The organism is Streptomyces sp. NPDC002055, assembly GCF_040296705.1.
Taxonomy (GTDB): Bacteria; Actinomycetota; Actinomycetes; order Streptomycetales; family Streptomycetaceae; genus Streptomyces.
In genome coordinates, this window is sequence record NZ_JBEOXS010000014.1 from 14,942 (window position 1) to 28,228 (window position 13,287).

Sequence of the window (13,287 nt, forward strand, 5' to 3'; positions counted from 1 at the left end):
ATACTCATCGGCATGACCACGCTCAAGGCCACACTTCAGGACGACCTCACCGCGGCGATCAAGGCCCGTGACGAGCTGCGCTCCTCCACGCTCCGGCTCACCCTCTCCGCGATCACCAACGAGGAGGTCGCGGGCAAGTCCGCGCGCGAGCTCTCCGACGACGAGGTGCAGAAGGTGATCGCCCGCGAGGCGAAGAAGCGCCGGGAGGCGGCCGAGGCGTTCGCCCAGGGCGGCCGGGCCGAGCAGGCCGAGCGGGAGAAGGCCGAGGGCGAGGTGCTGGCCGCGTACCTGCCGCAGCAGCTCTCCGACGAGGAGCTGAGCGCGCTGGTCGCGGAGGCCGTGAAGGAGGCCGTGGCCGGTGGCGCCGAGGGGCCGCGGGCCATGGGTGCGGTCATGAAGATCGTGAACCCCAAGGTGGCCGGGCGGGCCGAGGGCGGCCGGGTCGCCGCCGAGGTCAAGCGCCACCTCACGGGCTGACCTGCCGCCGGACCGGGACCCGCCGCCGGGGCGGGCGGCTTCCCGGGGGCCGTGCGCTCCTGCCCCGTGCGCCGGTATCGAGATGTCGGGCCGCCCCGCGAGCCGTGCCGGCCCCGACACCATGTCCGCTCATGCGGCCCGAGCCCGAGCCCGAGCCCGAGCCCGAGCCCGAGCCCGAGCCCGAGCCCGAGCCCGAGCCCGAGCCCGAGCCCGAGCCCGAGCCCGAGCCCGAGCCCCGCTCGCCACGTGCGGCTCGACGGGGCTCGACGGGGCTCGCCGAGGTCACCTCACCGCCGGCGGACCCCGAGGGCACGTCCCCCTCGGGCGGACCCGACGGTGCGTCCCCCTCGGGCGGACGCCCAGGCCACCTCTCCCTCGTGCGGGCCCCGGGGGCGTACCCCTTGTGCGCGTTCCCCCGCCCTCCGCACCGGTCGGCACAGACAACAGAGGCGGCCCCGGACCACATGGCCACATGGTCCGGGGCCGCCCTGTCAGCTCCGCTTCGAGCGTGGCCGCACTTCAGCCGGCTCCGCGCCGGAACCGCGCGGCGTGCTCAGTGCTTCCGGCCGCGCCCGTTGCCGCCGCCGGTGAAACCGCCGTCGCCGCCGCCGATGAGGTTCGGCGGGAGCGAGATCTCGGGCCACTCGAAGTCGCCTCCGCCGCCGTTGCCTCCGCCGTTGCCCCCACCGTGGCCGGGGCGGTCGGGCTTGGCCGCGGGCGGCTCCGCGACGTGCACCGTCGGCAGCCGGGGCGCCGGCTTCCCCTCCAGCGCGCCGCTCATCGCGTCGCGCCAGATCGGTCCGGGGACCCCGCCGCCGAAGACCTTCGGGTAGTACTGCCCGCCGATGGTGATGTTCTCCATCGGCACCTTGGTGGTCGGGCTGCCGACCCAGACCGCGCCGGCCAGGTTCGGCGTGTAGCCGACGAACCACGCGGCCACGCGGCCGTCGGTGGTGCCGGTCTTGCCCGCGCTGTCCCGGCCCGAGAGGCCCGCCTGCTTTCCGGTGCCGTCCTCGACCACACCGCGCAGCAGGGTGTTGATGCTGTCCGCCGTCTTCTGCGACATGACCTTCTTGCAACTGGTCTTGGGCACGCGCAGCTTCCGGCCGGCAGCGTCGGTGACGGAGTCGATGGCGACCGGGGTGCAGTAGGTGCCCCGGTTGGCGAAGGTGGCGTAGGCGTTGGCCATGGCCAGCGGGGAGATGGTGGCGCTGCCCAGGGTGACCGCGGGGCCCTGCGGCAGCTTGTCGCCGTTGCCCATCCGGATCCCCAGGTCGGACGCCAGGTCGGTGACGGGGCAGACGCCGATGTCGCTGATCAGCTGCACGAAGTAGGTGTTGACCGACTTGGCGGTCGCCTCCTTCATCCCGTACGGCCCGACCTCGGACTCCAGCTCGTTGCTGACCGTGGCGCCGTCGGTGTTGACCCAGTTGCCCTTGCAGGTCCTGACCGGGCTCGGGTACGCCATCTTGTAGGGCGCCGAGTAGCTCTTGCTCATCGGCAGGCCCTGTTCCAGCGCCGCCGCGGCGGTCACCGGCTTGAACGTCGAACCGACCTGGAAGCCGTAGTTCGAGCCGCCCATCTGCCGGTCCACGGACAGGTTGATCTGCGTCTCGTGGTCGCCGAAGCCGTAGGGCCTGCTCTGGCCCATGCCCATGATCCGGCCGGTGCCCGGTTCGATCAGCGACACCGCGGTGGCGACCTTGTCGCCCTGCGAGACGTGGTCGTCGATCGAGGCCTGGACCGACTTCTGGGCCTTCGGGTCGAGCGTGGTGCGGATCGTCATGCCGCCCTGCGCCCAGCGCTTGGCGCGGGCCTTGCGGCTCTTGCCGAAGACCTCGTCCTGGAGGAAGACCTCACGGACGTAGTCGCAGTAGAAGCCGGCCGCGCTGGTGGCGGTGATGCAGCCGTTCCGCGGGGTGCTGACGTCCAGCCGGATCGGCTTCCGCTTGGCCGCGTCGGCCCGGGACTGGGAGATGTCACCCAGGTCGGCCATGCGCTGCAGGACGGCGTTGCGGCGCTTGGTGGCCTCGCCCTCGTTGTTCATCGGGTCCCAGCGGCTGGGCGACTGGACGATCCCGGCCAGCAGCGCGGCCTCCTCCAGCTTCAGGTCCTTCGCCGAGGTGCTGAAGTAGCGCTGGGCCGCGGCCTCGACGCCGTAGGCCTGCTGCCCGAAGAAGGTGATGTTGAGGTAGTTCTCGAGGATCTTCTTCTTCCCGAGCTCTTCCTCCACCTGGATCGCGTACTTGATCTCCTTGACCTTGCGGCCGATCGTCTGCTGGGTGGCCTGGGCGACCTTGTCGGGGTCGTCGCCGGCCTCCTCCACGAAGACGTTCTTCACGTACTGCTGGGTGAGGGTCGAGGCGCCCTGGGAGACGCCGCCGTTCTGGGCGTTCTTGTTGAGGGCCCGCAGGATGCCCTTCAGGTCGATCGCCCCGTGCCGGTAGAAGCGCGCGTCCTCGATCGCGACGATCGCCTTCCGCATGTACGGGGAGATGTCGTCGAGGTCCACCACGGTGCGGTCGCGGGAGTAGACCGAGGCGATCTTGCCGCCCTTGGCGTCCAGGATCGTGGTCTTCTGGCTCAGCGGCGGCCGCTTGAGGTTCGCCGGGATCTCGTCGAAGCCCTCGACGGACCCCTTGGCCGCGAGGCCCAGGGCTCCCGCGGCGGGGAGTGCGATGCCCGCCAGTACGGCTCCGGCTAGCACGCTGACACCGAGGAACCTGGCGGCCTGCTGTGTTCTGCTCAGACCACCGCCCGAACGCTTCTGAGACATGAGGGCAGCCTACGTTCTCATTCGCCGGACACGTATACATCCCTTGGCCTAAGCTGTCTCTGACTGTCACGGCGACGTGTGTCCGCGCTTCTCCTCCTCGTCCTCCCCCCGGACGGAGTTGTGTCCGGAGTGACGTCTTGTGCCGTCCGGCATCCTCGGCGAGGCCTCGCAACCATCCCGCTTTGTCGGGATTGTTACGTATGCCCTCACATCACTCCGTTGGGTGATCTGCCGCGTACGCATAGTCCGTTCGGGCCATCCAAGATTGGGCCCGCAGGGGGTGTTGCGCCCTGTCTGCCTTCCGTAACGTCCTCAACTGGCAACGGTGAATATGCCGCTGCCGCCGTGGGGGAGCCTCGATTCGGGAGAGGACGGCACCAGCATGAGTAGCTGGGTTACCGACTGGAGCACGCTGGCAGCGTGCCGCACGACTGATCCGGACGAACTGTTCGTCCAGGGGGCAGCGCAGAACAGGGCCAAAGCGGTCTGCACCGGATGCCCGGTGCGCACCGAGTGCCTTGCCGACGCGCTCGACAATCGCGTCGAGTTCGGCGTGTGGGGTGGCATGACCGAGCGGGAGCGTCGCGCGCTGTTGCGCCGTCGTCCCACGGTCACCTCATGGCGCAGGCTCCTGGAGACCGCGCGCACGGAGTACGAGCAGAGCATCGGCATCCTGCCGATGGAGCTGGAGGACGAGGACTTCGCTGCGGCGGGGTAGCCGGCCGGCAGATGCGCTGAACTGATCCCGCGGCCCCCCACACCCACGTCTGCCGCCGTTCGGTCCGCCGTCGCTCGCGACACCGGACAGGAACCCGCCGGATCCGCTGCGAACAGTTCCTCATCCACCGGCCCCCTCACCACCTGCCTCACCACCCGCGTCTCATCCGTGTGCCGACTCCGGGTTCGGCAGCTCGTGCGCCGTCGGCTGTCCGCCGTCGGCACGGGAGCTGCCGCCCCTTCGGCGGCACGTCGAGCCGCGGTGATCTCGTGCACCCCGGTGCGGCGGCGCTGTCACGCGTCGCCGCACCGGGGTGAGGCATGCCGTGATGCGGTGCGGCCGTGGCTCGGTGTCCGCTCGGTTGAGTCCCTTCGGCCAACGACTCATCGGCCGGCCGCGGACGGGCGGGCCGGGCGTGGCCGCGCGGGGGCGAGGCCGGTCAGGCGCGGCGTTCGGTCAGGTGCGCGGTCGGTCAGGTACGTCGTCGACGGGCCGGGCTCAGGCTCCGACCGGGCTGCCGGTCGCGAGCCGGTTTCCGATGGCGCGCAGGCCGTCGAGATCGTGGACGTCACCGGGCAGTGCCGCCACTTCGGCCACGGCGACTTCCGGGTGCAGGGCGGTGAACCGGTCGCGCATGCGCTGCTCACGCGCGAGCACCTGCATGCGTTCGGCGTGCAGCCGCAGCAGTCCGGCGGCGAGTAGTTCTGCGGGATCCGAATCGCCCTCGACCGCGGGGGAGTCACCGTCGGGGCTCTCGGGCGTACGACTGCCAGCTTGCCCGCCCGCACGATCGACAATGCGGCTTTCCTCAAGATTTTCCGCGGCCGCCAGGGCGCGCTCCGCGCCGAGCTGAGCGGCGCCGCTGCCGTGCACCCGGTTCAGCACCAGCCCGGCCAGCGGCATGCTCTCGGCGGCCAGCCGCTCGACGAAGTACGCGGCCTCGCGCAGGGCGTCCCGCTCCGGCGCCGCGACCACCAGAAATGCCGTGCCCGGCGCCTGGAGCAGCCGGTAGGTGGCGTCCGCGCGGGTCCGGAAGCCGCCGAAGGTGGTGTCCATCGCCGCCACGAACGTCTGCACGTCGCGGAGCAGCTGCGTCCCCATCAGCTTGCTGAGGGTGCCGGTCATCATCGACATGCCGACATTGAGGAACTTCATCCCCGCCCGGCCGCCGATCTTGGCCGGGGCCATCAGCATCCGGATGAACTTGCCGTCCAGGAAGGAGCCGAGGCGCTTGGGGGCGTCCAGGAAGTCCAGGGCGGAGCGGCTGGGCGGGGTGTCCACGATGATGAGGTCCCACTCGTCCCGCGCGCGCAGCTGGCCCAGCTTCTCCATGGCCATGTACTCCTGCGTGCCGGCGAAGCCCGCGGAGAGGGACTGGTAGAAGGGGTTCTCCAGGATCGTGCGGGACCGTTCGGCGTCCGCGTGGGCCTCGACGACCTCGTCGAAGGTCCGCTTCATGTCGAGCATCATGGCGTGGAGTTCGCCGCCGGGGGCCGTGTCGATCCCCTCGACCCGGCGGGGGACGTTGTCCAGCGAGGCGATGCCCATCGACTGGGCGAGCCGGCGGGCCGGGTCGATGGTGAGGACGACGACCTTCCGGCCGCGCTCGGCCGCCCGTACGCCCAGCGCCGCGGCCGTGGTCGTCTTGCCCACGCCGCCGGAGCCGCAGCACACGACGATGCGGGTGCCCGGGTCGTCCAGCAGCGGGTCGGTCTCCAGCGGGGGAGCGGCCTCCAGGGTCATGCGGTGTCCTCGCTTCGTCCACGGCACTCGGGGCGGTCACGGCGGGTGCGGGGCTCGGGGCGGGTGCGGCCGGGCCGGCCGGCGGCGTGGCCCCGGGGGCCGGGCGGGTGGCCGCCCCGGCTCACCACGCCTCCTCCTCGACGCCCTGCTTCCGCAGGTCCCGGGCGAGCCGGTAGAGGCCGGAGAGGTCGCCTCCGTCGCCGAGGAGTTCCAGTTCGTACGTCGGCAGGTCGAGGTCGGCGATGGCCGTCCGCTGCTCGCGCTCCAGCCGGAGGCGCTCGGCGTGCTCGCGGGCCTCCGCCAGCAGCGGGTCGACGAGCCGCTCGGCCAGCCCCCCGCGGCGCGCCCCGCCCAGTCCCGCCTGGGAGAGCGCCTTGGCGACGGCCGTGCGACGGCTGGTGGCCGCGGCCTCCACGGCCTCCTCGTCGAGGACCTGCGGCCGCACCATGTTGATCAGGATGCCGCCGACGGGCAGGCCCGCCTCCCGCAGTTCCGCGACGCCGTCCATGGTCTCCTGGACCGGCATCTCCTCCAGCAGGGTCACCAGGTGGACGGAGGTCTCGGCGGACTTCAGGACGCGCATGACGGCCTGGGCCTGATTGTGTATCGGTCCGATCCGGGCCAGCCCGGCGACCTCGTCGTTGACGTTGAGGAAGCGGGTGATCCGGCCGGTCGGCGGGGCGTCCATGACCACCGAGTCGTAGACCGGGCGGCCGTCCCGGCCCTTCCGGCGCACCGCCTCGCACGCCTTGCCGGTGAGCAGGACGTCCCGCAGGCCGGGGGCGATAGTCGTGGCGAAGTCGATTGCGCCGAGCTTCTTCAGCGCCCGGCCGGCGCTGCCCAGCTTGTAGAACATCTGGAGGTAGTCGAGCAGCGCGCGCTCGGCGTCGATGGCGAGGGCGTACACCTCGCCGCCGCCCGGGGCGACCGCGATCTTCCGCTCCTCGTAGGGCAGCGCCTCGGTCTCGAAGAGCTGCGCGATGCCCTGCCGGCCCTCGACCTCGACCAGCAGAGTGCGCTTCCCCTCGGCGGCGAGGGCGAGCGCGAGAGAAGCGGCGACCGTGGTCTTGCCGGTGCCGCCCTTGCCACTGACCACGTGGAACCTGCTCATGCTGGGGAGCCTAACCAGTGGAGCCACGGGCTACGCACGAGGCTTCGGCCACAGGCGTTACAGTCGGCCCCATGACGAAGTGGGAATACCAGACCGCGCCGCTGCTCATCCATGCCACCAAGCAGATCCTCGACAACTTCGGCGAGGAGGGCTGGGAGCTCGTCCAGGTCGTACCGGGCCCGCAGGGCGGGGACTCCCTGGTGGCGTACTTCAAGCGGGAGAAGCAGGCATGAGCGCCGTCGAGGAGAAGCTGAGCTCGCTGGGGCTCACGCTGCCGGCCGTCGCGGCGCCGCTGGCGTCCTACGTGCCGGCTGTCCGCTCCGGCTCCTATGTCTTCACCGCCGGGCAGCTGCCGCTGGTCGAGGGCAAGCTCGGGGTGACGGGCAAGGTCGGCGCCGAGGTGACGCCGGAGGAGGCCAAGGAGCTGGCGCGGCTGTGCGCGCTCAACGCCCTGGCCGCGGTCAAGTCGGCCGTCGGCGACCTGGACCGGATCGCGCGGGTGGTGAAGGTGGTCGGGTTCGTCGCCTCGGCGTCGGACTTCACCGGCCAGCCCGCGGTCGTCAACGGTGCCAGTGAGCTGCTCGGCGAAGTGCTGGGCGAGAAGGGCGTGCACGCCCGGAGCGCCGTGGGTGTCGCGGTGCTGCCGCTGGACGCGCCGGTCGAGGTCGAGATCCAGGTCGAGATCGCGGACTGACCTCCGGGACCGACCACCGCCGTACGGATCCGTGCCGCCGCGGGGCGGCGGGCGGCTCCCCGGCCGGTGCCGGGCCGCTGCCGCGTGCAGCCCCGGGCCGGACCGTTCCCGGCCCGGCGGCCGCGGGTGCCTCTCGAACATCCCGTCGGAAACGCATAGCATCCGGCCATGTCCACCACGAATGGCCAGTGGTACCCGCCGGAGTGGCCCGACCGGATCCGCGCGCTCGCCGGCGGCGAGCTCACGCCGGTGGAGCCGCGCCGTGCCGCCACCGTGCTGCTGCTGCGCGACACCGAGCACGGGCCCGTCGTCCACATGCTGCGCAGACGGGCCTCCATGGCGTTCGCCGGGGGCGCGTACGCGTATCCCGGCGGTTCGGTGGACCCGCGCGACGAGCGGTCCGTCGGGTGGGCGGGCCCCGCCCCCGAGGCCTGGGCGGCCCGGCTCGGCCTGAAGGACGAGGCCGCCGCCCAGTCGGTTGTCTGCGCGGCGGTGCGCGAGACCTTCGAGGAGGCGGGCGTCCTGCTGGCGGGGCCGTCCGCGGACACCGTGGTCGCGGACACCACGGGCGAGGACTGGGAGGCCGACCGGGCCGCACTCGTCGCCCGGGAGCTGTCCTTCGCCGAGTTCCTGGCGCGCCGCGGGCTGGTGCTGCGCAGCGACCTGCTGAGCGGCTGGGCGCGGTGGATCACCCCGGAGTTCGAGCCGCGCCGCTACGACACCTGGTTCTTCGTGGCCGTGCTGCCGCAGGGCCAGCGGACCCGGAACGCCTCCACCGAGGCGGACCGGACGGTCTGGATCCGCCCCGCGGAGGCGGCGGCGGGCTACGACCGGGGTGAGCTGCTGATGATGCCTCCCACCATCTCCACGCTCCGGGAGCTGGAACCGTACGGGTCGGCGGGCCAGGCGCTGGACGCCGCGCCCGCGCGCGACCTCACTCCGGTGCTGGCCCGGGCGGAGCTGCGGGACGGCGAGATCGTGCTGAGCTGGCCGGGGCACGACGAATTCACCCGGCACATCTCACCGGCTTCTCCGGACTCTCCGGCTTCCCCGGCTTCCCCGGCCGAGGGCGGAGCCGCCTCATGACGTACGCAGCCTCCCTGCCCGGGCAGCCGCGCGGCGGGACCATCGCGGGTCCGGCGACGGAGCGCGCCGTCTGCGTGCTGGCCCCGAACCCGTCGCCGATGACCCTGGACGGCACCAACACCTGGATCGTCGCCGAGCCCGACGCGGACCTCGCCGTGGTCATCGACCCGGGGCCGCTCGACGAGGACCATCTGAACGCCGTCATCGCCACCGCGGAGCGGGCGGGCAAGCGGATCGGGCTGACGCTGCTCACCCACGGGCACCCGGACCACGCGGACGGGGCCGGCCGGTTCGCGGAGCTGACCCGCACCCCGGTCCGCGCGCTGGACCCGGCGCTGCGGCTCGGGGACGAGGGCCTGGAGGCCGGTGACGTGATCACCACCGGCGGGCTGGAACTCCGGGTGGTGCCCACCCCCGGCCACACCGCCGACTCCCTCTCCTTCCACCTGCCGGCCGACGGAGCGGTCCTGACCGGGGACACGGTCCTCGGCCGGGGCACGACCATGGTGGCCCACCCGGACGGACGGCTCGGCGAGTACCTGGAGTCGCTGCGCCGGCTGCGCTCGCTCACCGTGGACGACGGCGTGGACACGGTGCTGCCGGGTCACGGCCCGGTGCTGAACGACGCCCGCGGCGCGGTCGAGTTCTATCTCGCGCACCGCGCGAACCGGCTGGCGCAGGTGGAGACGGCGGTCGAGGCGGGGTACCGGACACCCGGTGAGGTCGTCGCGCATGTGTACGCCGATGTGGACCGGTCGCTGTGGCCCGCGGCGGAGCTGTCGGTGCGGGCGCAGCTGGACTATCTGCGGGAGCACGGGCTGATCTGAGCGGGCTGGTCCGAGCAGGAGCACGGGCCGGTCCGAGCAGGAACGCGGGCTGAGCCGGGCAGGAGCATGGGCTGAGCCGCCGGGGTGCGGGCTGGTCCGAGCATGCGCGTCGGCTGAGCTGCCCGGGGTGCGGGCTGTTGCGCCGGGCACGGTGTCCGTGCCCGGCGCCGTCAGCCGGACTGTTCTCCGGGTTTGCGCTTGCGGTGCGGCATCAGCGGTTCCTGGCTGCGGAGTTCGCGGGCGCGCGGCGCCGGCAGCGGCGCGTCGATCAGGGCGATCACCTCGGCGAGCGAGGTGGCGCCGGTGCCCCGGGTCTCCTGTTCGGCGAGGTGCCGCATGGCGTCCTGCCACCCCTGGGCGTAGCCGGCCTCATGGGCTTCCTCCAGGGCGGCCCGGTGGTGGACACCGAGCTCCCCGGCGGTCGTCGCGCGGCCCATCTCCAGGAGTAAGTCGGCGAGTTCGCGGGCACCGAGGGTGATCGGCCGGGCGGCATCGGGGGCGGCGGAGCGTGGTCCGGTGCCGGGACGGCTGGGTGCCGCCGTGCTCTCGTCCGTGCCCATGAAGTACCCCCTGTTCTCCCGTTCTCAGCCGGTGCCCGCCCTGCGTCGCTGAGCCTCGGGCTCCTGGGACGGCAGGAACGGGGCCGCCACCTGAAGGAAGAGCCCCCGTCGCTCCTCGGGGATTCCGAGCAGCTCGGCAGCTTCCGCCAGTGTGATGCTCCGGCTCCCTGCTGCGCGTTGCCGAGCGTATGCCACGGGCACGGGCAGGTCCTCTTCGGTCAGCTTCCCCGAGCGGATCAGCACGTCCCGCACGGGGACGTCCAGGGCGCGGGCCAGTCCGCGCATGGTCGCGAGGTCGGGCATGCTCTGGCGCTGCAGCAGCCGGGTGACCGCGGCCCGGTGCACGCCCGCGTCGTCGGCGACCTTGGACCTGCCGCCGCCGCGTGGGTGGTCGATGTCGTAGCCCCGGGACCGCATGAGGTCCTCCATCCAGGCCGCGAAGTCCTCCAGGGTGTCCTTCGTCACGTCCGCTCCCTCCATCCGCGCACCAGGGTAACGCGCGTGCGCGTGCGAAATGGGCTGGACGGGGCAGGTGCCCGCGGCCCTGTGAAGGGCAGAGCGGGAGCGGGCGACGGCAGTTGTGAAGGAAGTGTGAGTTGCGTGCGAGTGCGCAACATGAAAAAATCCCTCCGAGCTCGCAAGGTCGTTCGAATCTTGCCCTTCCCCCCACTCCGTTCCGATTCGGCCTTCCCATCGGAGTGCCCATGCCATCGCACGATCCCGAGGGCTTCGACTGGCGGGCAGGCGCCCGCTGCGCCGCCCTCCCTCCGGCCGCTGTCTTCGCCCGGCGCCCCATCGAAGCCGCACCCGCGTTGCGGGCGTGCAACACCTGTCCTGTCGTCGAGTTCTGCCTGCGCGCCGTGGACCCCGCGAACACCTGGTTCGACGGCGTCTGCGGAGGCCGGCTGTGGAGCAACGGCCGCGAGGTGCCGCTGTCATGAGTGAGAACACCGCCAGGAGCGCGACGACTGCCATGAGGGGGACACCTGCCATGAGAGGGATGCCTGCCACCAGGGGGACGCCTGTCACCAGTGGGACGACTGATACCAGTGGGACGCCGGTCACCAGGGGGATGCCTCTCAGCGGGGCGGAGCCCGGGAGGGCGACGGCCCCTTCGGCGCCCGTGGACAGTACGCCGCACCGGGCGGCCCCGGGGGCCGCGCCGGACCCGGCCGCCGAGCGCGCCCGCACCTGGCTCGGCCTGCTGAGCCGCCAGTTCCCGGAGCTGCTCGAAGAGCTCCTCCCGGGCCGCCCCGGGAGCCGGCCCTCCTACGACCTCGCCCCCGCGGACCTCCTCCGGCAGGCTCAGGAGGCGCGCGCGGACCGGGCGGCCGCCGTCTGGAACGCCCGGCACGGCATCACCCCGCTCGGCGGCGGGGCCGCACCCCTGCGGCTGCACGTCTCCGACGCCCTCCGGGACATCACCGACGGCGTGATCGAACTGGAGGAGGCCGTCCGGGACCGGCTGCGGCTCGGCCGTCCCCGCAAGGCGGACGTGCCGCAGCGGCTGGCGCGGATCGCCGGACTGCTGGACCGGATCGGCGACGACCGGGTGCTCCTGGAGCACGTGCTGACGGAGGCCCGGCGGATGGCCCGCCGCTGCGGACAGGCCCTCGGCGAGGCCGAGCCACTGGTCCGGGTGCGGGGCCGCTGCCCCTGGTGCGACTCGGTGTCGCTGCGCGCCTTCCCCGTCCGGCGGGCCGTGCTGTGCATCAACCCGGCCTGCCGCTGCGCCGACGCGGAGTGCGGGTGCGCGGACAGCCCGGCGTACCGGCACACCTGGCCGGAGGACCGCTGGACCGAACTCGCGGACGCGAGCGGCACCCTGCCGCAGGACCTGCTCACCGCGGTGACGGGAGACGAAGCGTGATCGCCGGACTGCTCACGGGCGCCCTCGCCGCCCTGGAGGTCGAGGTGTCGGCGGCGACGATACGGAAGTGGGTGCAGCAGGGGCACCTGCGGCCGGCGGGCAGGCGTGGACGGGCCCAACTCTTCCGCCTGGAGGACGTCTTTGCTGCGGAGCGCCTCACCCGGCGAGGCCATGAGCGGGGCGGGGCGGGGGGTGTTGTGCGGGGGTAGGCCGCGCCCGGGCGGGGCCCGCCGGGCGTCCCCTGCCGGCGCATGCACATGCCCCTGGAACAGCAATTGCCCCACCGCATCGGACGATGCGGTGGGGCAATTGCTGTTTCCGTCCGATCCACGCGTACGCGGCGCCTGCCCCGGTGCGTCGTGGTCTGATCACCTCGTGAGGGGCCGTCGGCGGACCGCCGGGGGGCCGGGGTGGGGCCTGTTGGGGGGCTGCGATGACCTGGGTGACCAGGACGACCGGGTGGCTGACGCTGCTCTGCGCGTACGGTGCGATCGTCATGGGGCTGGCGCCCTGGCTCTTCCTCCCGCCCAAGGCGGAGTTACTCGCGCCGCTGTGTGCCGCCGTGCTCTTCGCCTGCTGCTGGGTGTTCTCCTCCTGGACCGCCGAGCGCCGAAGAGCGGCGGAACGGCGCTACGAAAAGAGCCGTGGCGCCGACATGCTCCGTAGCGTCGAAAAGACGTGGAGCACCGGAGGGGCTGGGCGCAACGGAAGGGCTGGGAGCACCGACAAGCCCCGGCGCGCTGTTGCGGCCCGGCGTACCCGACAGCGCAGGCCCTCGCGTGTCCTGCGCTGGGTCATCGGCTTCGCCATCGCGCTGAGCAGCGGAGCCGCGCTCTGCCAGGGGGTGGGACCGGACGGTGAACAGGCCGCATGGCGGGCCGAGGTGCTGAAGTCGGGCGGCGGCTCCTACCGCGTCCCCATCGACCGGGTGACCGGCACACCGGTCGGCACCGGGGTCAGCATCAATGACGTGAAGCAGTACGCGGCCCGGGTGGTCGTCACCCTCGACTTCCCGCACGGCTCGCGGGCCGTCACCGTCGAAGGGGCCAGGACGGCGGGCCCTCCGAAGGCCGGGAAGCCGGTCCACGTCCTGTATGCGCCCGGCCGCCCGGCTCTCGGGGTGCGGGACAGCCGGGAAGGGTTCTTCGACGGGCGGGTCTTCGCCTTCTTCATCTGGGCCGGGGCGGTCGTCGCCGGATGCTTCACCGTCGGGTGCATGGAGCCGGGCGACGCCGCATGGCTGCGACAGTTCCGGCCCGGAGTCCACCTGCCCGCCTTCGGAATCCTGATCTGCGGTGCCGCTCTGCTGCTCCCCCTCGCCCTGGGCTTTCCCACGACGGCCGAGGGCTGGCTGCTGGCCGTGGGAGCGGCGTCGACGCCGTGGCTGGCCGTCGCCTGGGTGAAGAAGGCCAGCTGACCGCAGGC

General features: G+C 72.7%; 15 protein-coding genes. 10 read left to right on the plus strand and 5 right to left on the minus strand.

Annotated elements, in window-relative coordinates; translation table 11 throughout:
- Positions 1–12 precede the first annotated feature (12 nt).
- Entirely contained in the window at positions 13–477 is a 465-nt protein-coding gene (locus ABT112_RS11015; RefSeq protein WP_351507951.1) for a GatB/YqeY domain-containing protein, read from the plus strand.
- A 553-nt stretch (positions 478–1,030) separates the two neighbouring features.
- On the opposite strand, the gene ABT112_RS11020 is transcribed toward ABT112_RS11015, so the two are convergent.
- Positions 1,031–3,253: a transglycosylase domain-containing protein gene (locus ABT112_RS11020; protein WP_351507953.1), complete on the minus strand. Its 2,223-nt coding sequence runs from the start codon at positions 3,251–3,253 to the stop codon at positions 1,031–1,033.
- Between the two features lie 331 nt (positions 3,254–3,584).
- On the opposite strand from ABT112_RS11020, the gene ABT112_RS11025 reads away from it, so the two are divergent.
- Positions 3,585–3,971 carry a WhiB family transcriptional regulator gene (locus tag ABT112_RS11025; RefSeq protein WP_351508210.1) on the plus strand — a complete coding sequence of 129 codons (387 nt, stop codon included), beginning with the start codon at positions 3,585–3,587 and terminating at the stop codon, positions 3,969–3,971.
- 498 nt (positions 3,972–4,469) lie between these two features.
- On the opposite strand, the gene bagB is transcribed toward ABT112_RS11025, so the two are convergent.
- Both bagB and bagA read right to left on the minus strand, forming a co-directional pair.
- Positions 4,470–5,714 carry an ATPase BagB gene (gene bagB, locus ABT112_RS11030; RefSeq protein WP_351507955.1) on the minus strand — a complete coding sequence of 415 codons (1,245 nt, stop codon included), beginning with the start codon at positions 5,712–5,714 and terminating at the stop codon, positions 4,470–4,472.
- A gap of 121 nt (positions 5,715–5,835) precedes the next feature.
- On the minus strand, positions 5,836–6,825 hold the full coding sequence (bagA, locus tag ABT112_RS11035) for an ATPase BagA (protein ID WP_351507957.1): 990 nt from the start codon (positions 6,823–6,825) through the stop codon (positions 5,836–5,838).
- A gap of 71 nt (positions 6,826–6,896) precedes the next feature.
- Here bagA and sp36 point away from each other — a divergent pair, with 71 nt between their 5' ends.
- The 4 genes from sp36 to ABT112_RS11055 all read left to right on the plus strand — a co-directional run bounded on the left by sp36 (position 6,897) and on the right by ABT112_RS11055 (position 9,432).
- Positions 6,897–7,058, plus strand: coding sequence for a Sp36 family protein (gene sp36 / locus ABT112_RS11040; RefSeq protein WP_351507959.1), 162 nt, complete (start codon positions 6,897–6,899; stop codon positions 7,056–7,058).
- Positions 7,055–7,519 (plus strand): RidA family protein, encoded by a 465-nt coding sequence (locus tag ABT112_RS11045; protein WP_351507961.1) that lies wholly within the window; start codon positions 7,055–7,057, stop codon positions 7,517–7,519. The genes sp36 and ABT112_RS11045 overlap by 4 nt, the downstream gene beginning before the upstream one ends.
- A 168-nt stretch (positions 7,520–7,687) precedes the next feature.
- Positions 7,688–8,605, plus strand: a complete 918-nt coding sequence (locus ABT112_RS11050) for an NUDIX hydrolase (protein WP_351507963.1) — start codon at positions 7,688–7,690, stop codon at positions 8,603–8,605.
- The gene (locus tag ABT112_RS11055) at positions 8,602–9,432 is read left to right on the plus strand and encodes an MBL fold metallo-hydrolase (protein WP_351507964.1); all 831 of its coding nucleotides are present in this window, start codon (positions 8,602–8,604) and stop codon (positions 9,430–9,432) included. Before ABT112_RS11050 ends, ABT112_RS11055 begins: the two co-directional genes overlap by 4 nt.
- A gap of 170 nt (positions 9,433–9,602) precedes the next feature.
- Here the strand turns inward: ABT112_RS11055 and ABT112_RS11060 are convergent, their stop codons facing one another.
- Together ABT112_RS11060 and ABT112_RS11065 are read right to left on the minus strand one after the other, a co-directional pair.
- Positions 9,603–9,992, minus strand: coding sequence for a hypothetical protein (locus ABT112_RS11060; RefSeq protein ID WP_351507966.1), 390 nt, complete (start codon positions 9,990–9,992; stop codon positions 9,603–9,605).
- A 24-nt stretch (positions 9,993–10,016) separates the two neighbouring features.
- Positions 10,017–10,457, minus strand: coding sequence for a helix-turn-helix domain-containing protein (locus tag ABT112_RS11065; RefSeq protein ID WP_351507968.1), 441 nt, complete (start codon positions 10,455–10,457; stop codon positions 10,017–10,019).
- Between the two features lie 239 nt (positions 10,458–10,696).
- On the opposite strand from ABT112_RS11065, the gene ABT112_RS11070 reads away from it, so the two are divergent.
- The 4 genes from ABT112_RS11070 to ABT112_RS11085 all read left to right on the plus strand — a co-directional run bounded on the left by ABT112_RS11070 (position 10,697) and on the right by ABT112_RS11085 (position 13,279).
- Positions 10,697–10,933: a WhiB family transcriptional regulator gene (locus tag ABT112_RS11070; RefSeq protein ID WP_351507970.1), complete on the plus strand. Its 237-nt coding sequence runs from the start codon at positions 10,697–10,699 to the stop codon at positions 10,931–10,933.
- A gap of 182 nt (positions 10,934–11,115) precedes the next feature.
- Positions 11,116–11,862, plus strand: a complete 747-nt coding sequence (locus ABT112_RS11075) for a hypothetical protein (RefSeq protein WP_351507972.1) — start codon at positions 11,116–11,118, stop codon at positions 11,860–11,862.
- The gene (locus ABT112_RS11080; protein WP_502975315.1) at positions 11,862–12,071 is read left to right on the plus strand and encodes a hypothetical protein; all 210 of its coding nucleotides are present in this window, start codon (positions 11,862–11,864) and stop codon (positions 12,069–12,071) included. The genes ABT112_RS11075 and ABT112_RS11080 overlap by 1 nt, the downstream gene beginning before the upstream one ends.
- A gap of 233 nt (positions 12,072–12,304) precedes the next feature.
- Complete coding sequence (locus ABT112_RS11085; RefSeq protein WP_351507976.1) at positions 12,305–13,279, plus strand: hypothetical protein; 975 nt, start codon at positions 12,305–12,307, stop codon at positions 13,277–13,279.
- Positions 13,280–13,287: the final 8 nt, after the last annotated feature.